Origin of the sequence: Paenibacillus sp. FSL H7-0326, assembly GCF_001955535.1 — a bacterium.
GTDB lineage: Bacteria > Bacillota > Bacilli > Paenibacillales > Paenibacillaceae > Paenibacillus > Paenibacillus shunpengii.
Genome location: NZ_MPVN01000002.1, coordinates 314,420 through 333,693, shown reverse-complemented (window position 1 = coordinate 333,693; position 19,274 = coordinate 314,420). Strand labels below are relative to the sequence as shown.

General features: G+C 45.2%; 18 protein-coding genes and 1 other annotated feature. Of the genes, 17 read left to right on the top strand and 1 reads right to left on the bottom strand.

The window, feature by feature from the left end:
- The first annotated feature begins 14 nt into the window (after positions 1–14).
- From resB to BK126_RS28790, 5 genes are all read left to right on the top strand, one after another.
- Entirely contained in the window at positions 15–1,691 is a 1,677-nt protein-coding gene (resB, locus tag BK126_RS12185; RefSeq protein ID WP_076312919.1) for a cytochrome c biogenesis protein ResB, read from the top strand.
- The gene (gene ccsA / locus BK126_RS12180; protein WP_076312918.1) at positions 1,688–2,956 is read left to right on the top strand and encodes a cytochrome c biogenesis protein CcsA; all 1,269 of its coding nucleotides are present in this window, start codon (positions 1,688–1,690) and stop codon (positions 2,954–2,956) included. The genes resB and ccsA overlap by 4 nt, the downstream gene beginning before the upstream one ends.
- Before the next feature lie 86 nt (positions 2,957–3,042).
- The gene (locus tag BK126_RS12175) at positions 3,043–3,759 is read left to right on the top strand and encodes a response regulator transcription factor (protein WP_076312917.1); all 717 of its coding nucleotides are present in this window, start codon (positions 3,043–3,045) and stop codon (positions 3,757–3,759) included.
- Positions 3,760–5,217 (top strand): ATP-binding protein, encoded by a 1,458-nt coding sequence (locus tag BK126_RS12170; protein ID WP_076312916.1) that lies wholly within the window; start codon positions 3,760–3,762, stop codon positions 5,215–5,217.
- A gap of 197 nt (positions 5,218–5,414) precedes the next feature.
- Positions 5,415–8,225 carry a collagen-like protein gene (locus BK126_RS28790; RefSeq protein WP_083655868.1) on the top strand — a complete coding sequence of 937 codons (2,811 nt, stop codon included), beginning with the start codon at positions 5,415–5,417 and terminating at the stop codon, positions 8,223–8,225.
- 95 nt (positions 8,226–8,320) lie between these two features.
- Here BK126_RS28790 and serA read toward each other — a convergent pair whose 3' ends face one another.
- Positions 8,321–9,916 (bottom strand): phosphoglycerate dehydrogenase, encoded by a 1,596-nt coding sequence (gene serA / locus BK126_RS12160; RefSeq protein ID WP_076312915.1) that lies wholly within the window; start codon positions 9,914–9,916, stop codon positions 8,321–8,323.
- A gap of 201 nt (positions 9,917–10,117) precedes the next feature.
- Positions 10,118–10,353 (bottom strand) — a binding site (T-box leader).
- Positions 10,354–10,572: 219 nt separating this feature from the next.
- Here serA and BK126_RS12155 point away from each other — a divergent pair.
- The 12 genes from BK126_RS12155 (at position 10,573) to rpsA (ending at position 19,078) form a co-directional block, all read left to right on the top strand.
- On the top strand, positions 10,573–11,166 hold the full coding sequence (locus BK126_RS12155) for a CPBP family intramembrane glutamic endopeptidase (RefSeq protein ID WP_076312914.1): 594 nt from the start codon (positions 10,573–10,575) through the stop codon (positions 11,164–11,166).
- Complete coding sequence (locus tag BK126_RS12150; protein ID WP_076312913.1) at positions 11,163–11,555, top strand: hypothetical protein; 393 nt, start codon at positions 11,163–11,165, stop codon at positions 11,553–11,555. The genes BK126_RS12155 and BK126_RS12150 overlap by 4 nt, the downstream gene beginning before the upstream one ends.
- A 110-nt stretch (positions 11,556–11,665) precedes the next feature.
- Positions 11,666–12,016, top strand: a complete 351-nt coding sequence (locus tag BK126_RS12145; protein ID WP_076312912.1) for a hypothetical protein — start codon at positions 11,666–11,668, stop codon at positions 12,014–12,016.
- Positions 12,017–12,216: 200 nt separating this feature from the next.
- On the top strand, positions 12,217–12,834 hold the full coding sequence (locus BK126_RS12140; RefSeq protein WP_076312911.1) for a genetic competence negative regulator: 618 nt from the start codon (positions 12,217–12,219) through the stop codon (positions 12,832–12,834).
- A gap of 39 nt (positions 12,835–12,873) precedes the next feature.
- The gene (gene prsW, locus BK126_RS12135) at positions 12,874–13,569 is read left to right on the top strand and encodes a glutamic-type intramembrane protease PrsW (protein ID WP_076312910.1); all 696 of its coding nucleotides are present in this window, start codon (positions 12,874–12,876) and stop codon (positions 13,567–13,569) included.
- A 110-nt stretch (positions 13,570–13,679) separates the two neighbouring features.
- On the top strand, positions 13,680–13,829 hold the full coding sequence (locus BK126_RS29395) for a hypothetical protein (protein WP_177178677.1): 150 nt from the start codon (positions 13,680–13,682) through the stop codon (positions 13,827–13,829).
- Between the two features lie 83 nt (positions 13,830–13,912).
- A complete protein-coding gene (gene ypeB, locus BK126_RS12130; RefSeq protein ID WP_076312909.1) occupies positions 13,913–15,256 on the top strand; it encodes a germination protein YpeB in 1,344 nt (447 codons plus the stop codon).
- Between the two features lie 121 nt (positions 15,257–15,377).
- Complete coding sequence (locus BK126_RS12125; protein ID WP_076312908.1) at positions 15,378–16,031, top strand: flagellar brake protein; 654 nt, start codon at positions 15,378–15,380, stop codon at positions 16,029–16,031.
- Between the two features lie 75 nt (positions 16,032–16,106).
- Positions 16,107–16,340: a hypothetical protein gene (locus BK126_RS12120; protein ID WP_076312907.1), complete on the top strand. Its 234-nt coding sequence runs from the start codon at positions 16,107–16,109 to the stop codon at positions 16,338–16,340.
- A gap of 97 nt (positions 16,341–16,437) precedes the next feature.
- On the top strand, positions 16,438–17,142 hold the full coding sequence (gene cmk, locus BK126_RS12115; RefSeq protein WP_076312906.1) for a (d)CMP kinase: 705 nt from the start codon (positions 16,438–16,440) through the stop codon (positions 17,140–17,142).
- Positions 17,139–17,729, top strand: a complete 591-nt coding sequence (locus BK126_RS12110) for a lysophospholipid acyltransferase family protein (protein WP_076312905.1) — start codon at positions 17,139–17,141, stop codon at positions 17,727–17,729. The genes cmk and BK126_RS12110 overlap by 4 nt, the downstream gene beginning before the upstream one ends.
- A 128-nt stretch (positions 17,730–17,857) precedes the next feature.
- Entirely contained in the window at positions 17,858–19,078 is a 1,221-nt protein-coding gene (gene rpsA, locus BK126_RS12105) for a 30S ribosomal protein S1 (protein WP_076312904.1), read from the top strand.
- The last annotated feature ends 196 nt before the right edge of the window (positions 19,079–19,274 follow it).

Sequence of the window (19,274 nt, the reverse complement as noted above, 5' to 3'; positions counted from 1 at the left end):
GGATGTGAGACATCATGATTCAAAATACAAAATGTGAATGCGGCCATCAAAATCCAGTAGGAACAGTGCTCTGTGAAGCATGCGGCAAGCCTCAGCATCTGGAGGATCTTGAATCAACCGAACCGCTGGAAATGCGATACGACGGGATAGCCAGACGTTCACAGAAGAGCGATCCGAACATCATTGATCTCGTCTGGAATTTCTTCTCCTCCGTCAAAGTAGCCATATATCTCATTGTAATCACTTTGCTCGGAGCGATGCTGGGCACCATTTATCCGCAGGAAAATGCTTTTATCAATATGGACCCATCTGTTTATTACAAAGAGACATACGGAACAATCGGGCATATTTATTATTTACTTGGCTTGTCTCATACATACGAATCCTGGTGGTTTATCCTGCTGCTGGTCATGATTGGTGCTTCACTGGTTATATGCAGCTTAGACCGGGTACTGCCGCTATACAAGGCATTAAGCAAACAACGTATTCCGAAGCATATTCAATTCTTAACCAGGCAGCGGGTTACATACCAAACTGCGTTTCCAGATGAGGAAGCAGAAGAATGGATTAAGAAAGCGGTTGCGCCGCTCAAAAAGAAAGGTTATCGAGTAAAAACAGACGGCTCTGCACTGCTTGCTGAGAAATATCGATTTAGCCGCTGGGGACCTTATGTCATTCATATTGGTCTGATCATCTTCCTGCTGGCCGTTCTTGCCAGAGGACTGCCTGGATTGCATATGGACGAGCATATTTCATTTCCGCAAGGGGAGATCAAGAATATTCCTGATACCACACTATATCTTGAGAACATTGATTTTAGAGTGGAGTATTATTCGGAGGAAGAAACACCGGAGGAGTTCAGGAATCTTGGCAGGATTGTTCCTAAGCTGTTTGAGACGGAAGCTAAATTGTACGAATGTACTGCGGATTGTACAGATCCGTCCAAGACGCCTCAGCTTGAAGAGGTTAAGCATCATTTTATAAGAGTCAACGACCCGCTGGATTATGAGGGCTTGAAGGCTTACCAATATGACTTTGACCTTACGCCGATCCTTCGCTCCGTATCTCCTGAGGTCATTGATGTTGCATCTGGTACCTCTTACGGCAAGATTCAATTGGATATGCAGAATCCGGAGCAGCATTATGAGGCAGGCCCGTATTCACTAACACTGAAAGAGAAGTATATGGATTTTGGACTAAATGATGAAGGGGTACCGGTCTCTAAGTCACCGAATCCGAACGCGCCGGCCTTTTTATTCGCCATTACTGGTCCTGATCTTCCGGAAGAAGGGATACAGTATTTATATTTTCCACTCGAAATTGATAAGGAACGCTTCCAGCAAAATGTGATTAATGAACGTCTAAACGGTGGCAGTATGCCCCTTGAGCTGAATGTGGATGGGATGGAAAATGTGGATATTATTGAATCGACCTCATATTTGAATATACGAATTGATAAAGCGATGCCGTTTGTATGGGTCGGAGCTTCCATTGTGATGCTTGGTCTAGTTCTCGGATTCTACTGGCAGCATCGGAGAGTATGGATTCGAATAGATAACGGAACTCTCGTGCTTGGTGCACATACGAACAAGAACTGGTTTGGTTTAAGGCGTGAGGTAGCGGATGTGCTTCAGCAGCTGGATATCATCGTTGACGAAAAACTCTTGGATAACGGAGGAAACAAAGCGTGAACAACTTACTCGATCTTAGCAGCAATGCGTTTCTGATCGCATTTTTCTTATATTGTGCTGCGTTTATTGTATATGCAATTGCCATTATGGGCCGTAAATTCAGCAACCGGGATCCAATCGTCCATGTGAAGAAATGGGGTAAAATCGGACTGATTATAACCTCAACTGCACTCGTGGCTCAACTAATCTACTTCTTTACACGTTGGATTGGCGCGGGGCATATTCCGGTGAGTAATATGTATGAGTTTATGTCCTTCTTGTCAATGATGGTCATCATCGCTTTTATTGTCTTATATGCGATATACAAAACACCGCTTCTGGGTCTATTTGCACTTCCGATTACCATTATTCTGATGGCCTATGCAGCCGTATTTCCACAGGAGGTTCAGCCGCTAGTTCCTTCTTTGCAGTCGATTTGGCTCAATATACACGTTACTCTTGCTGCGCTCGGAGAGTCCTTCTTTGCCGTTGGATTTGCGGCAGGTCTTATGTATTTATTGCGGACCGTTAAATTTGACAGTTCTGCGAAATCTGATAAGAAACAGCAAGGATGGGTTGAATTCACGCTGATTGTTATTATTATTGTAATAGGCTTTATCGGTACCGTGTTTGCATTTCGAGCTAGTGGATACGAAGCGGTCTTCACGCAGCAGGCAGCAGCTGACGTTGACACTGGGGGGACCGATAATAGTACAATAGAAAAAGTAATTTATCATATGCCGCCGATTGTGGCACCCTACAATAGTGAAACCGAAAGCTACACTGCATTCCTTGGTATGAAGGAACCATTATTCGAAGCTCCTTCTTGGATGAATGGTGTAAATGCAGGCCGCAAGCTCAATACAGTGATATGGTCAGTTGTTTCTGGTCTTGTTCTATATGGATTGCTGCGACTCGTTGTTCGCAAACCTCTAGGACGAGCAATCAGTCCACATTTAAAAGATATTGATCCGGATGATCTGGATGAGATTAGTTACCGTGCTATAGCGATTGGCTTCCCGATCTTTACGCTCGGAGCACTCATATTTGCTATGATCTGGGCAGAGATTGCATGGGGACGTTTCTGGGGATGGGACCCTAAAGAAGTCTGGGCTTTAATTACATGGCTGTATTATAGTGCTTATCTGCATCTGCGTCTGTCCAAGGGCTGGCAGGGAAGAAATTCAGCGTGGCTTGCAGTGATCGGATTTTTAATTGTAATGTTTACATTAGTTGGCGTGAATTTAATTATCTCAGGTCTCCACTCCTATGCAGGAACAGAATAAACAATCACGGTCCTTTTATATATTGTACATTCAACTAGCGCATACTACGGAGACTGGATTTTGGGAAAGTGGGGCGAATCTTGCTAATGGCAGAACATGAGAACCGAATATTGGTTGTCGATGATGAAGAAAGAATTAGAAGATTGTTGAAAATGTACTTGGAAAAGGAAGGCTATGAGATCGACGAAGCTGAGGATGGAGAAACGGCGCTACATAAGGCGACATCTGAAGATTATGGTTTGATTCTGCTTGATGTCATGCTGCCTGGTATTGACGGAATTGAAGTTTGTACTCGGCTGCGGCAAGCCAAGTCAACTCCGGTACTTATGCTGACAGCAAAGGGTGAAGAAATTAACCGAGTCCAAGGATTTGAAGTCGGAGCAGACGATTATGTGGTCAAGCCCTTCAGTCCCCGGGAAGTGATCTACAGAGTCAAGGCTATTCTTCGCCGTTCATCTGAAACTGCTTATCTATCCAAGGAGAACAACTCGAGCAATAACATCGTGTTTCCACACTTGCTGATTGAGCATGATGCCCATCGGGTTACAGCGAACGGTGAAGAGATTAGCTTAACACCCAAAGAATATGAGCTGCTTCACTATTTGGCCATTTCTCCGGACAAGGTATTCTCACGTGAGGACCTCTTGAAGGATGTTTGGAATTATGAATTTTTCGGAGATCTTCGTACCGTAGATACTCATGTTAAACGTCTGCGCGAAAAATTAAATCGCGTCTCTCCTGAAGCGGCTTCCATGATCACAACGGTGTGGGGCGTGGGCTATAAATTGGAGGTTCCGAAATAAGTGAACTTTTGGAAATCACTCGTTGGAAAACTGTGGTATACGATCATTTTGCTCGTAGCCTGTGTTCTTATGACACTAGGGGTGTTCTTACTTCCCTACATCGACAATAATTTTTCAGCAGATGAATCTGGTGAGATCAAAAGAATGTTTGTTCTCGTGTGTATTGTTGGTTTTAGCTTGACGACGTTTTTTGCGCTGTTTTTGTTTACCAAAATTACTCAGCCTATGCAGAAGCTCATCAAAGCCACCAATGAAATCCGCAAAGGGAACTATGGAACAAGGCTCTCCCTTGTAACGAGTGACGAAATAGGTGAGCTTGCTAATACCTTTAATCATATGGCTGATGAGCTGGAGGATACGATTCGGAATCTGAATCATGAGAAGGAGCGTGTAGCAAGTGTCCTTCGGAGCATGACAGATGCCGTCGTATCCTTCGATGGAGAAGGAAGGCTGATCTCGACCAACCCTCCTGGAGCAAAAGTAATGTCGATATGGCAAGGCATTGACTGGACTGACGCTGATGAGAAGCATGGTTCACAAGCACATTCTTTTTCGAACATTCAGGATGTTCCTCCACCGCTCAGACCTTTATTTTATTCGGTGGTTACTGAAGGTCAGGACCAGAGTGCTGAGCTTCATGTGAAGCAGAGCGTATGGTCGATCCAAATGGCGCCTTTGCACGGCGAGCAAGGAAGCAGAGGAGCAGTCGCGGTGCTTCGAGATGTGACAGAAGAAGCGCATTTGGAAAAAATGCGTAGTGATTTTATTGCGAATATTTCGCATGAGATCCGAACACCTCTGTCCATGATTCAGGGTTATAGCGAGGCACTGCTCGATGGTATGGCAGCCTCCCCCAAAGAAAGTGAAGAGCTGTTACAGGTAATACAAGATGAATCACTGCGGATGGGCAGGTTGGTTAAGGATTTGCTGGATCTGGCTCGTATGGAAGCTGGACATACGGATATTAATTTGCAAAAAATTGATCTAAATCAAATGCTGGAAAGAGTGTATCGGAAGTTCAGCGTAGCGGCCAAGGAACAAGGACTAATCTTAGATTATACTCATCAGGATGAGAGCCTTGTCCTGGAAGCGGCAGATGAAGACAAGTTGGAGCAAGTATTTACAAATCTGCTTGATAATGCATTCAGACACACACCTTCCGATAAAAGAATTCAAATTATTGCGAAACAGATTAACGCAAGCTATATTGAAATCCGAATTAAGGATGAAGGTAAAGGCATTCCACGCGATGATCTTCCCTTTATCTTTGAACGCTTCTATAAAGCAGATAAGGCAAGAGTCCGGGACGTAGGCAGAGGTACGGGCCTGGGACTTGCAATTGTTAAGCATATTGTTGATGCACACCAAGGGACGATCGAGGTCGACAGTATCCCTGGGGAAGGTACAGAGTTCCGTCTTCTTCTTCCTGTCATGGCAGCCCTGCATCATAATACTTAGATCATCGTAATATTCATTGAAATATGGTATAAGCATCGTAAAAAGCACCCTTAAGGGGTGCTTTTTTTGTTGAACCATAGAGATAAATCTTGTTCATCGTGGAACATTTTATCTTTTGCCGAATATATTCAGAGCAGTATGTGTAGGTAAGTATGGGTTGAATACGTCATAGAATTGATGTAAGGAGGGTGTGAATAATGTCAAAGAAACGCAAACGAGTCAGTATTCGGTCGCTTCTGGGAAGAGGTTCTGACGGTAACTCCTCAAATGACCGGTTTGTCGGAATTTCGATAATGCTGGATGAATTGGAACGATTCAATCATCTCTTGACCGTTTTACAAAAAACCGCTCCGGCTGCCATATCACAGTCGATTATATTGAATATTTCTGCGCTTCAGCGAACCTTGCGGGATCTTCTGCAATTTGTTAATCATTCTTCATTCCCTGGAGTCGTAAAAGCACAACTGCAGTCCATTCTGGAGCTAACTATTGCCAGTTCAGAAGTAACGCCTTTTGTTAAACTGAACACCATCATTAATATACAAGATTTGTTGGATGACTTATTAGAAGTTACTTTGCTGCTGCTCATCTTACCTGAAGAGAAGGACCGTTTGGTCGGTATTATAAGAGCTACAAGTGTAGCATTAACCATAGCTTCTGAAGGATTAGGAAGCGGTGGGCAAGGCCCTGCTGGACCACCAGGACCACCAGGACCAGCAGGTTCACAAGGTATTCCGGGCCCTGCCGGTCCTGCAGGGCCTCCAGGGTTAACTCAGACGGTTGATTACAATCCAGTAGATTCAGGTTCTTATGGGCCGGGTCAAATTGTTACTTTTGAAGGAAGCTCATATATAGTAAAAACAGCGAATCCAGCAGGTATACCAGGAATTTCACCTGATTTTACGCTTCTCGTAAGTGTTGGTCAAACCGGTGCAACTGGAGCTACAGGAGCCACAGGAGTCACGGGAGCCACAGGAGTAGGGTTAAGTGGAGTAGTAGCATTTGATCCGCTTGCGGCGCCAGGCTATCCCGCAGGACAGGTGGTTACGTACCTTGGCAGTACGTATATAACGAATGTGGCAGCACCAAGCGGCACGCCAGACACGTCACCCGACTATACGCTGCTTGCAGGAGCTGGGGTAACAGGCAGTACCGGTGCGACCGGAGCAGGTGTGACGGGAGCGACAGGTTCGACAGGAGTCACGGGAGCCACAGGAGTAGGGTTAAGTGGAGTAGTAGCATTTGATCCGCTTGCGGCGCCAGGCTATCCCGCAGGACAGGTGGTTACGTACCTTGGCAGTACGTATATAACGAATGTGGCAGCACCAAGCGGCACGCCAGGCACGTCCCCAGACTATACGCTGCTTGCAGGAGCTGGGGTAACGGGCAGTACCGGTGCGACCGGAACAGGTGTGACGGGAGCGACGGGTGCAACAGGAGTCACGGGAGCCACAGGAGTAGGGTTAAGTGGAGTAGTAGCATTTGATCCGCTTGCGGCGCCAGGCTATCCCGCAGGACAGGTGGTTACGTACCTTGGCAGTACGTATATAACGAATGTGGCAGCACCAAGCGGTACACCAGGCACGTCACCCGACTATACGCTGCTTGCAGGAGCTGGGGTAACAGGCAGTACTGGTGCGACCGGAGCAGGTGTGACGGGAGCGACAGGTCTGACAGGCGCGACCGGAGAGACAGGTGCAACAGGAACAACGGGAGTGACAGGAAGTACCGGAGCTACGGGGATCACGGGTCTGACAGGAGCGACCGGAGAGACGGGTGCAACAGGAACAGCAGGAGTCACCGGAAGTACCGGAGCTACGGGAATCACAGGTCCGACAGGAGCCACCGGAGAGACAGGTGCAACAGGAACAGTAGGAGTCACCGGAAGTACCGGAGCAACAGGAATTACAGGTCTGACAGGAGCGACCGGAGAGACGGGCGCAACAGGAACAACGGGAGTGACGGGAAGTACCGGAGTCACGGGAACCACCGGAGTCACGGGAAACACTGGACTAACAGGAGCCACCGGAGAGACGGGTGCAACAGGAACAGCAGGAGAGACAGGAAGTACCGGAGCTACGGGAATCACAGGTCCGACAGGCGCGACCGGAGAGACGGGTGCAACAGGAACAACGGGAGTGACAGGAAGTACCGGAGCTACGGGAATCACAGGTCCGATAGGAGCCACCGGAGAGACGGGTGCAACAGGAACAACGGGAGTGACGGGAAGTACCGGAGCTACGGGAATCACAGGTCCGATAGGAGCCACCGGAGAGACGGGTGCAACAGGAACAACGGGAGTGACGGGAAGTACCGGAGCAACAGGAATTACAGGTCCTACAGGAGCCACCGGAGAGACAGGTGCAACAGGAACAGCGGGAGCTACAGGAAGTACCGGAGCCACGGGAACCACTGGACTAACAGGGGCAACAGGTGCAACAGGAACCACTGGCTTAACGGGTACAACTGGGGCAACAGGTCTGACGGGAGCAACAGGAATTACAGGGGCTACGGGGACGATCGTAGGAACTGATGGGTTCTCCGCGTTTCTTCCTGCGGTGTCTACTTCGACTAGTACTCAATTGACAGGATGGACAGTCACTGCCCCTTATTACGATAGTGCGACATTTAATGAAGCTACAGGGAACTTTACAGTTCCAACAACAGGCCGTTATACGATTAATGCGACCATCAATTATTCTACTACCGCAGCACTCTCTATTTCCTTAGGAGCAGGAGTTAATCCCGCATTTGTTGTGCAAAGAACCTCGCCAACAACGACACCATTGATAAGTGGATTATTCCCTGTTCTCAACGTTAACGTGGCCTTAGTTCTTACTTTAAGAGCCATTCTCGGAAATGGAACGGTCACACTAACAGGGGATGTACAGCTCACGGCAGGTGACGTTATAGGGCTCTTCTACGCAGCTAATGGCTTAACTGTTGCTTTGGATCTTGGTGGAGCGGGTACTCCAGGGATTGTGTGGTCCATCCACCGTATTTCATAACATCCTATAAGTATAGGTACCTCCATTTCAAAAAAAAGAGCTGGCCGAATGGCCAGCTCTCTTCATGCTTCATCTGTAACTATGATAGCTTAGTCTTATTTTTTGAGAATAATTTCTTTGGCAGAGTTCAGCTCAGGCAACTGAGTGAGCTTCTCAAGGACTTCTTTAGGAACTTCCTTGTCGACAGTCAGGATCATGATAGCTGCTCCACCCACAATTTTCCGTCCTACCTGCATGGATGCGATATTAACATCGTTCTCGCCAAGCAGAGTACCAACGCGGCCGATAATACCCGGTTTATCGTTATGTGAGATGAAGATCTGATGCTCTTCCGGTGCGAAGTCGACAGGGAAATGATCAAGTCTTACGATCCGCTCGCCGTATCCCGCAAGTAAGGTTCCAGCAATACGACGTTCTTGTTCCTTCTGATTCTTGAGCGTTACGGTAATCAGATTAGTAAATCCTTTTGTACGAGGTGCTTGAGATACGACTACATTAATCTCCCGAGTCTTGGCAAGATGCAGGGAGTTAACGATATTCGCCTCGCTTCCAAGATGGCGTTCAAGAATCCCTTTCAAAATGTAACGCGTCAACTGCTGAGTGTCCACCTCAGACAATTCTCCTGCGTAATCAACATGGATCTCTTGTACTGCTTCATTTGAGATTTGAGCTGCAAAACTACCCAGTGTCTCTCCCAATTTGAAATAAGGCTGGATCACGTTCATGACACTTGCAGCTACAGGCGGCATATTTACCGCGTTTTTGAACGGTTCGTTACGCAAGATATGAAGCACCTGCTCTGATACATCAATGGCTACATTTTCCTGCGCCTCAACAGTGGATGCACCAAGATGCGGAGTTACAATAATTTTAGGATGAGTCAAGAACGGATGATCCGCTTGAGGGGGCTCACTTTCGAATACGTCAAAAGCAGCTCCTGCCACGATTCCTTCGTCAACCGCCTCAACGAGTGCCATTTCATCAATGATCCCACCGCGTGCACAGTTAATAATTCGCATACCTCTTTTCATAACCTCGAATTGAGGACGCGCAATCATATGCTTGGTCTCAGGTGTCAGTGGTGTATGCACCGTCATAAAGTCGGCCTGTCGCACAATTTCATCCACGCTAGCAAGAGTGATTCCCATCTTCTCAGCACGTTCTTGAGTAAGGAATGGGTCATAGCCCAGAATGTTCATACCGAATGCTTTGGCTCTCTTCGCGACCTCACTTCCGATTCGGCCCATACCGAGTACGCCAAGCGTCTTGTTTCTTAGTTCAACGCCAAGGAAGGTTTTGCGATCCCAGGTCCCGTTAATGGTCTTGGCATAAGCTTGAGGAATATGTCTGGCCAAAGCCATCATCATGGCAAAAGTGTGTTCACAAGTGGTAATCGTATTACCGTCAGGTGCATTAATAACGATAATACCTCTCTCTGTAGCAGCTTCCAAATCAATGTTATCGACCCCTACACCTGCACGCCCAACAACCTTCAGGCGACTTCCTGCCTGCATAATCTTACGCGTTACTTTAGTCTGACTGCGGACCAGAAGCGCATCATAATCACCGATAATTTGTACAAGCTCCTCTTCGCTAAGTCCCGTTTTCTTGTCAACACTTACATCTTCAGCATCCACCAGCTGCTGAATTCCCAAATCACTGATCGGATCAGATACCAATACTTTTAACATGAATCTCTTCCTCCTTGATCATTGTAACTAATATAGATTAAGAAGCGGCGCTCTAATATAACATTTGAGCAGGGCCATTTCATAAACTCGGTAAAATAGTAATGCGTCGCAGTAATAGAGTGTGATGCTGTAAGGATTTGTACTTCGTGAAAATAATCTGAATACACAAAAAAAACTCCCAATCCTCATACTATCTCCATAGTAAGGGACGAGAGTTGTCGTGGTACCACCCTAATTCGCGATTGCTCTCACAAGCAAAAGCCTCAATGGTCATTTATACATGACCGGATTCTTAACGGGAATCATTCGATTGCACCTACTTAACGTTCAATGCAATAACTCAGGAGTGCTAAAGGTTCTCCGATTAATTACCGATTTCCACCTGCCATCGGCTCTCTGTTATATTACCCGGACCTTCTCTCCGTCTTCGTATTTCGTATTCATATTGAATTTTTTCATAATGTATCATGGGTTACATCACCATGTCAATAGTTGACCCACTAAACAAGATGAACGTCGTTAAACGTCGATTTGCCTCTTGTATAGACAGCTCTTTGGATGTGTTTCTTGAATCTCTGATCTATTTTGGCTATCATTTAATTAGACTACTATTGTTCAGTATACAATTTTTAGAATAGGAGTAAGAAGAGGCGATAATGAAGAAACAACAGCGCAGGAAATTTAAGTTGCAAAGGATAGAGCCTCATCAACTGACAGATCGCCTTTTGCTTATCAACTTGTATTTGACTCAGGGACTTACCCTGATCATCGGACTGGTATGGATTTTTTTTCAGCAGCGAAACCCGCTTGATCTCCTTGCACTGCCGGATGGATGGAGCTTTGTCATTTACGGCTTAGGTCTTGCTGCGGTTATGCTTATCATTGATTTTCTCTTATCATCCTTCATGCCCGAGGACAGCATGGATGATGGTGGAATTAATAACATGCTGTTTCAGAACAGGCCGATCTGGCATATTGTATGTATAGCGGCTATTGTCTCTGTCTGTGAGGAATTATTGTTCAGAGGAGCAATTCAGCATGCCTTTGGTCCCTATTGGACAAGCATTATTTTTGCATTGATTCACTTCAGATACCTTAATCATTGGCTCCCAACCGGTTGGGTATTTTTGTCAAGTTATGGTTTGGGATACATCTATGAGCAATCCGGAACACTATGGGCCCCGATACTGTGCCATTTCTTAATCGATTTGATATCCGGACTCGCCATTCGTTTTCGGAGGGGAAAATGACTAATCAACTTAGCAGGGCGGAAAGATACGGCCATCGTAAAAAGAGAGAAACCAAGCAGCGAAGCAAGAAGGATCATCATCAGCCTAATAAACCGACTCGCAGTAATAACACGGCGCAGAGCGCACAGCACAACTTATCAAAGAAGGTAGCTTCTGCTCCTGCTACATTATCAAGAGTGCAGAAGAAACAGCAGCCAAATACAAAAAAATCATCGCAAAAAATACAGGAAGCAGAAACTCTTCCTACAAGATCTGACTTATTTCCTTCACAGCGAATACGTCTAAGCAAATGGTTTGTTAATTCACTGATTATCATCTTTATATTGCTCACTGGAGCTCTTGTATATTGGGGGATCATTGGCGCACCGCCGCTTCGTACGTTGCTATGACTTATAAAGTTTTAATCATTTGGAGAACTTCCTGTATTTAATACGCATGAGTTTGTCGACATAAGCGAACAATAGATGTGCATTAATCATACAAGGAGGTTTTTATCAATATGAGAACATCTTCTTTTCTGCTCGGTATAACACTGGGTGCTGTCGCAAGCTCGCTGCTCGCTAGAAATGTACACATGCCTACATCAGGGGATGCCCGCAGAATGCTGAACAACACGAAGGAAAAGATGATGGACATGACCTTTCCTGGTATGGAAAGCATGCTGAGCAAAGCAGGAATTGACTCACATGTCATTGATGCAAAAAGCACAGTTGTCAAACATCAGGTTTCACCGAAAGAAAGAGAAGAGAACATGAACTTGATCAAATCCTTTATTCGATCAAACCCAGATGTCAAAAAAGAAGTCGAGCAAGTGCTTAAAGAATCACACACGGTGATTCCAGGCGTGTAAAAAAGCAAGGGATTTGACATGGAATCATTACAGATCCTTTTTTAAAAGGGCTGCTAATGATTCTTTTTTTATCATTTTTATTGCGTGCAATTGTGGGTATAAAATGATAACATACTTACATAATCCATTTTCAGCACACAACACGAAATAGCAACATATTTTATTTATAACACATGCATGATACAAGGGGAGGATCCTGTATGAAAATAGAACGCTTAAGCCACGATAAGATACGGATTTTCCTTACTTTTGACGATTTAAGCGAGCGAGGCATCCAAAAGGAAGATATGTGGCAAGAGGAGCCTAAAGTTCACGAACTGTTTACAGAAATGATGGATCAAGCATATACAGAACTTGGATTTGATGCTACAGGCCCACTAGCTGTTGAGGTTTTTGCTTTGCCTGCTCAAGGAATGGTCGTTATTGTGACCAGAGGGAAATATGATCGCGAACGTTATGGCGCAGGGCATGAGGATGACATCGCGGATGAAATTTACGAAATGGAAGTGACACTGGAACAGAGCGATTCGGTCATGTACACTTTCAAGGATTTTGAAGTTCTGATTGAAGCAGCTCATATGCTTCGCAATAAAGTGACTGGAGCCGGTCGGTTGTATCATTATCAAGACAAATGGTTCCTGCACCTTGAACCGGATGAAGTTGATACAGAGCAGCACGGTGCGTTAATTGCTCTGCTTGCTGAATTTGGAGAAGGAAGCTCGGTGACGACGGCAGTCCTTCAGGAATATGGAAAGCTGGTAATGGCGGAGAATGCGGTCGCCACAATTTGTGAGCATTTTAAACGTCATGACGCATAATAAATAAATGTTAAGGAAAACAATTTGGAGGGATGAACGGTGCTTCTGTTTTCGGTCTTAACCGCAGCAATTGCTCCGGGACTCGCCTTGCTGACCTATTTCTATCTCAAAGACCGTTACGATGCAGAGCCGCTTCATGTCGTTATTCGGATGTTTTTTTTCGGTATGCTGACCGTATTCCCAATTATGATTATCCAGCGGGGACTTGAACTATGGCTTGGTCATAATCCATACCTTCATGCTGGGCTCATCTCAGCGGGTGTGGAAGAAGTGATTAAATGGCTCGTTATGTTTCATTTCATTTATCACCACACTGAGTTTGACGAACCCTATGATGGCATCCTTTATGCAGTAGCCATATCACTTGGATTTGCTACAGTAGAGAATGTATTGTATTCATGGGCTGGAAATGCCTCATTTGGACTTATGCTGTTTCGTGCTCTATTACCGGTCTCGGGACATGCGATGTTCGGCGTTATTATGGGGTACTACACAGGCAGAGCCAAGTTCTCTGACTCCCAGAAACTTAGGAACAAATTCCTCGCCATGTCTCTCATCTTGCCAATATTCTGGCATGCAATATATGACATTGTGCTGAATAAGGGTGGAGGCTTGTATTGGTCTATTCTTCCCATTATGGTCATTCTCTGGTATGGAGGGATGGGCAAGGTTTACCGGGCGAATAATCGCTCTCCGTTTCGATTCGTTAAGCGAGAAGAAGAGGTTAATCTGTAATTTATATGGACACACTTGTTGTATTCAAGCAGTTTTCAAGCTGCTTACAACGAGTGTGTTTTTTTGTTGTCTACAATGAATTTAAATGTGAAGAGGAAGGTGGCTTATTAATGAGAGTGAAGGTAAGGATCCGCTGCAAGCAGTGCGGCGAAAGATTTGTGCTCCGGGGAAAGAAGGAACGTGGAAAGATCGAGACCGGCTTCAAGCAATGCATTTGTGATAATCGAGATCGGTTTGAGATTGAAGAGGACGTAATTTGAATTTTAAGTACGATGATGAATAAGCTTCCTTTCTTCTTGTCACAATAAGGTCATCTTACCTGAAGGAAGGAGTAACGATTAAGATGTACAGACGAATAAGCTCGGTTCTGTTTCCTATTGTGACAGTGCTGCTCATAGGTGCTATCATCTGGGGATATCAGCTAAACCAGCAAAAGAACAGCGTCATGGTTCAATCCGAGAATCATTATCAAAGAGCGTTTCACGACTTATCCTATAATATGGACCGGATTCACTCCGAGCTGGGGAATACACTTGCGGTCAGCTCTGCATCTGAAGGGATGCACCGTAAGGGACTTATGAATGTTTGGAGGCTGAGCAGTGAGGCGCAGAACGAGATCGCGCAGCTTCCAATCAGAACACTTCCATTTACGGAAACAGAGGAGCTGCTATCTCGCATTTCCAAGTTTGCTTACCAAGCATCGATTCGTGATTTAACGAAAAATCCGTTGACGGATGAAGAGAAAAAGAACTTGCAAACCTTGTACAAAAATACGGAAGAGATTAACAAAGATCTGGATAATGTACAAATGAGCGTACTCAATGATCATCTGAAGTGGTCGGATGCTGAAATGGCGATGACGAGTGATAAAGAAGTGAAAAATGGAATTGTGGATGGCTTCCGCTCCGTCAATAAAAAAGTCGGGGAATATCCGCCGCTTGAATGGGGGCCTTCGGTATCGAGCTTGTATGAACAGCGCCAGGTTCGCAAATTGAACGGTGTACCAGTTACCACTGCCGATGTTAAACGCAAAGCACAAAAATTCGCTGACCTGAATCAAGAAGAGATTCAAGTGACGGAGAACGGAAAGGGAACAGATCACAGATCTTATACCGCTTCGGCCGTTCATCCGAACGGACATAAAGTAAGTATGGATTTTACTGCTGACGGTGGTTTGCTTATTTCTTACAATGATGAGAGAGAAGTGGGTCCGAAGAAAGTCGACCGAGAAACGGCAATGAATAAGGCAGATCAATTTCTGGTGAAGAAGGGCTATCGCGAGATGGAGGCGGTTGCTTACAATGAATACGATAATCTCGGGAATTTCACCTATGTTCGTCAGCATGAGGATGTACTTGTGTATCCCGAAAAAATTACGGTGCGTGTAGCTCTTGATAATGGTGAGGTCATCGGCCTACAGGCGACAGAGTTTCTGAATGAACACCAAGAAGATCGGAAATTTGACGCACCGAAAATGAAAATGAAGGATGCCAAAGCGAAGCTGAATCCTGACTTCAAAGTCAGCATGGTTCGTAAGGCGCTCATTAAAAATGAGTTCAGCGATGAAGTGATGTGCTATCAGTTTGTAGGCAAAATTAATGGTTCGCAGTATCGGATCTATCTGAACAGCGATACAGGTATAGAAGAAGCGGTAGAGGTTGTGCCAGGACAAACCAACCGTTTATAGTGTTACTAAGGTAAGCTTCTCTCTTGATAAGAGAGGAGCTTATTTGCATATACGTATGATCTTCATCACATGGTATAATATCCCTTAGTGTTATGAATAAGCTCTAAGGTGGAGATTGGCATTGAATCCGAAAGTAAATGAAGTTTTATATGTTCAAATTCCTTCAACAGAGGACAAAGAGAAGAAGCTGGAATACAAGTCAAGAGTAGCCGAGGTTGAAGAAGATTCGATTAGTATAGAAGTGCCCATGCTTGAGGGTAAGTATTTGCACCGATTGAGACTAGGAGATGAACTGGCGGCTAGTTTTGTGTCGGAAGGCGGAGTTAAGCATTTTTTTAATACATATGTCACAGGATTTAAAGAGGATGTTATTCGACTCATCAAGATACGCAGACCTTCTAAAGATGAAATATCTCAAGTTCAGCGCCGCAATTATTTACGCGTTCAGGCGAAGCTGGAGCTCGCTGTCAAATTCAAGCATGACTTCACAAGATTCTTAGCCTATACAGATGATGTAAGCGGGGGAGGACTTTCATTCTTTGAACACAACAGTTACAGTTTGGAACAAGGACAGAGCCTGTCGTGCTGGTTATTGCTTCCCTACAAAAATGGTGAGATTGAGCATGTCCCCTTTGAAGCTTCTGTCGTAAGAATTCAAGAGCTGGAAAGCGGAAGACGCTTAGTCATGTTAGAGTTTATACGTATCACAGATATGGAGCGCCAAAAAGTAATTAAATACTGTTTTGAGCGTCAGTTGGATTTTCGCGGAAGATAAAAGAAGCCACAGAACAGAATAAGCTAGTCTCTCCCAGGGCATAATTTACCAAACTCTAAGTCGGAGGGACTGCAGATGAGCCGCGATCAGGAAGCAAGTCAGGAATATGAGAAGTTGTTCGCTCAATTCAGCAACAAAATAGAGCATATTATCAAGCGGATCATAATCGGCCTAATAACCCTGCTGGTTATTATTCAAGTACTGCTCCATATACCCGGGCTTGCCCCTTTATTATCCCCTGTATTCAACATGGAAGGAATTCCTCTTCAGCCCGCTTTACGATCTGAAATTAGGGGTAATGAAGAGTGAACGCTTTTGCATCAGCGTAGGTTGTGTGGTATAATTTTCACGTCGCAGGCAATGCCTGCTTTTTTCTTGAGGCTTAAGTTTGAGGAGGAATGGCCCGTTGACAAGCCAGAAAGCAGCAGAGAACGGGAAGTTGAATGTGGCTATTGACGGTCCGGCAGGTGCGGGAAAGAGCACAGTGGCCAGACGTGTGGCGAGTGAACTCTCATACATATACGTAGATACCGGAGCCATGTATCGAGCGGTTACCTACTATATGCTTCGCCATGAAATTGAACCGGAAGATGTAGATTCAGTTCTTAAGCACTTACGGGAGCTCAGCATAGAGCTTGTCCCGGATGCGAATGGGCAGAAAGTACTCCTTAACGGTGAAGATGTGTCGGGACCTATACGATCAAGAGAAGTAACCGGGATTGTGTCTCTATATTCTCAGATTGAAGATTTGAGAGCACATCTTGTTGAACTGCAGAGAGTTATGGCGCTCCGTAAAGGAGTGGTTATGGATGGCAGAGATATTGGTACTACCGTGTTGCCAGATGCAGAAGTGAAGATTTTTATGACTGCCAGCGTTAAGGAACGTGCACTTCGGAGGTTCAATGAATTGGAGAAGACCGATGACCTGACATTGGAACAGCTTGAATCAGATATTGCTGCTCGGGACAAGCTTGACCAGGAACGGGAGATTTCTCCACTCCGTCAAGCAGATGATGCCATCGTACTAGATACGACTTCGATGAGTATTGATGAAGTTGTTGAGCATATTGTGTCACGCTGTTACGAAGTCGGGAGAGAGGTCGATTTATGATTTATTCAATCGGTCGGGGTTTGCTGAGATTCATTTATACAGTATTATTCCGTTTAGAAGCTGTAGGAAGAGAAAATATTCCCCGTGACGGTGGAGTGGTGTTATGCTGTAATCACATCAGTAATTACGATCCGCCTACACTTGGGATTAAGATTGAACGCAAGGTAAGGTTTATGGCGAAGAGCGAGCTTTTTGATATTCCGGTCCTTGGCCCTGTCCTGAAGGCTGTTGGTGCTTTTCCTGTAAAGCGGGGAGGCGTCAGCAAGGAATCGATCAAGACGGCCCTTAACATACTGCGAGACGGACAAGTGCTCGGTATTTTTCCACAAGGCAGCCGCAACAACGATGGAGGAATTGGCAAGAAGGGGGCAGCGAGCTTCGCTTTGCGCAGCGGCTCAGCAGTGGTGCCGGCGGCAATAATCGGTGAATATAAGCTGTTCCGCAAGATGAAAATTGTCTATGGCAAGCCTGTAAATCTTGATGAGTTTAAAGATGATCCTTCAGGTGATGCGCTTGAAAGGGCTACAGAGAAGATTATGTCCAAGATTGACGAGATGACCAAGACGGGAGTACCTTCTCAGCCATAATAAACGCAGATGCATGATTCATTATATTTTATGGAAAGCTACGATTAACAGGTTTATGCAGTAATGTTTTGAACTCTGCCTTGGCAGGTTTAAATAAATGGGGTTTTTGAATTGAGGAGGGTATTGATATGTCGGAAGAGATTAAAAATCAAGAAGTAACAGAAGCAGCAACCCAAGATGAGCTGGATTCATTCGTATCTTTGAAAAAAGGGGATACTGTTAAAGGAACCATTGTCAAATTGGAGGATAACCAGGCTTATGTAAGCATTGGATATAAATATGACGGTGTGATTCCAGTTCGCGAGCTTTCTTCCCTGCAAGTGGACAACATTGGCGATGCTGTACAAGTAGGCCAAGAGGTAGAGTGCAAGGTAGTAAGCATCGATGATGAAAAAGAAAGACTGGTTCTTTCCAAACGCGCTATCGACAGCGAAAATGCTTGGGAGCAGCTTGAGAAACATTTCGAATCTGGTGAAGTATTTGAAGTTACCGTTTCTGATGTTGTAAAAGGCGGCGTGGTAGCAGACGTAGGCGTACGCGGATTTATCCCTGCTTCTATGGTAGAACGCCATTTCGTTGAAGATTTCAGCGACTACAAAGGACGTACACTTCGCGTTAAAGTTAAAGAGCTTGATCGTGAAGCGAATAAAGTCATTCTTTCTCAAAAAGATGTACTGGAAGCTGAGTTCGAAGCGAACAAACAAAAAGTTATCGCTGAGCTGAAAGAAGGCCAAGAAATCGAAGGAACCGTACAGCGTTTGACTCAATTCGGCGCATTTGTTGATGTAGGCGGCGTTGATGGTCTGGTTCACGTTTCCGAGATTGCTTGGAATCATGTGGATAAACCAGCTGATGTCCTTTCCGAAGGCGATAAAGTCAATGTTAAGGTTCTGAAAGTGGATCCTGAGAAAGGCAAGATCAGCCTTAGTATCAAGGCGGCTCAACCGGGTCCATGGGAAACGGCTTCTACGCAATTTAACACGGGTGACATCGTGTCTGGTGTTGTTAAACGTCTCGTGCAATTCGGTGCGTTTGTAGAGATCGCTCCAGGTGTAGAGGGTCTTGTTCATATTTCCCAGATCTCTCATAAGCATATCGGGACTCCGAATGAAGTGCTAAAAGAAGGTCAAGAAGTGCAAGTGAAAATTTTGGAACTCAGCACTGCTGAACAGCGTGCTAGCCTGAGCATCAAGGAGACAGAAGAAGCTCCGGCTCCAGCTCCTCGGGCAGAGAAGTCCAAAAATGCACCTCGTGAGGAAATCGACAACCCTAACGTTTCATTGAGCAACCAAGGACTTAGCATTACACTTGGTGAGCGTTTTGGCGACAAGCTTAGCAAATTTAAATGATCATCACTTTAACATAAGATTTATATCTGGCAGTGTATAGTGGCTAATGGAATTGGCGAACCCTCCGGGGTTCGCCGATTGTCGTTCGAAACGTGTTTTTTAGGATAACAAGGTCACAAAATATATACGTTTTGTTCTTGAATCTTTAGTTCTATGTATATAAATGAACTATTTTTTGCTATGATATGAGCGTAAG

Coding starts and splice junctions, on each gene's coding strand:
- resB (WP_076312919.1), top strand. CDS start 15: ATGATTCAAAATACAAAATGTGAATGCGGCCATCAAAATCCAGTAGGA.
- BK126_RS12175 (WP_076312917.1), top strand. CDS start 3,043: ATGGCAGAACATGAGAACCGAATATTGGTTGTCGATGATGAAGAAAGA.
- BK126_RS28790 (WP_083655868.1), top strand. CDS start 5,415: ATGTCAAAGAAACGCAAACGAGTCAGTATTCGGTCGCTTCTGGGAAGA.
- serA (WP_076312915.1), bottom strand. CDS start 9,916: ATGTTAAAAGTATTGGTATCTGATCCGATCAGTGATTTGGGAATTCAG.
- BK126_RS12155 (WP_076312914.1), top strand. CDS start 10,573: ATGAAGAAACAACAGCGCAGGAAATTTAAGTTGCAAAGGATAGAGCCT.
- BK126_RS12150 (WP_076312913.1), top strand. CDS start 11,163: ATGACTAATCAACTTAGCAGGGCGGAAAGATACGGCCATCGTAAAAAG.
- BK126_RS12145 (WP_076312912.1), top strand. CDS start 11,666: ATGAGAACATCTTCTTTTCTGCTCGGTATAACACTGGGTGCTGTCGCA.
- BK126_RS12140 (WP_076312911.1), top strand. CDS start 12,217: ATGAAAATAGAACGCTTAAGCCACGATAAGATACGGATTTTCCTTACT.
- BK126_RS29395 (WP_177178677.1), top strand. CDS start 13,680: ATGAGAGTGAAGGTAAGGATCCGCTGCAAGCAGTGCGGCGAAAGATTT.
- ypeB (WP_076312909.1), top strand. CDS start 13,913: ATGTACAGACGAATAAGCTCGGTTCTGTTTCCTATTGTGACAGTGCTG.
- BK126_RS12120 (WP_076312907.1), top strand. CDS start 16,107: ATGAGCCGCGATCAGGAAGCAAGTCAGGAATATGAGAAGTTGTTCGCT.
- BK126_RS12110 (WP_076312905.1), top strand. CDS start 17,139: ATGATTTATTCAATCGGTCGGGGTTTGCTGAGATTCATTTATACAGTA.
- rpsA (WP_076312904.1), top strand. CDS start 17,858: ATGTCGGAAGAGATTAAAAATCAAGAAGTAACAGAAGCAGCAACCCAA.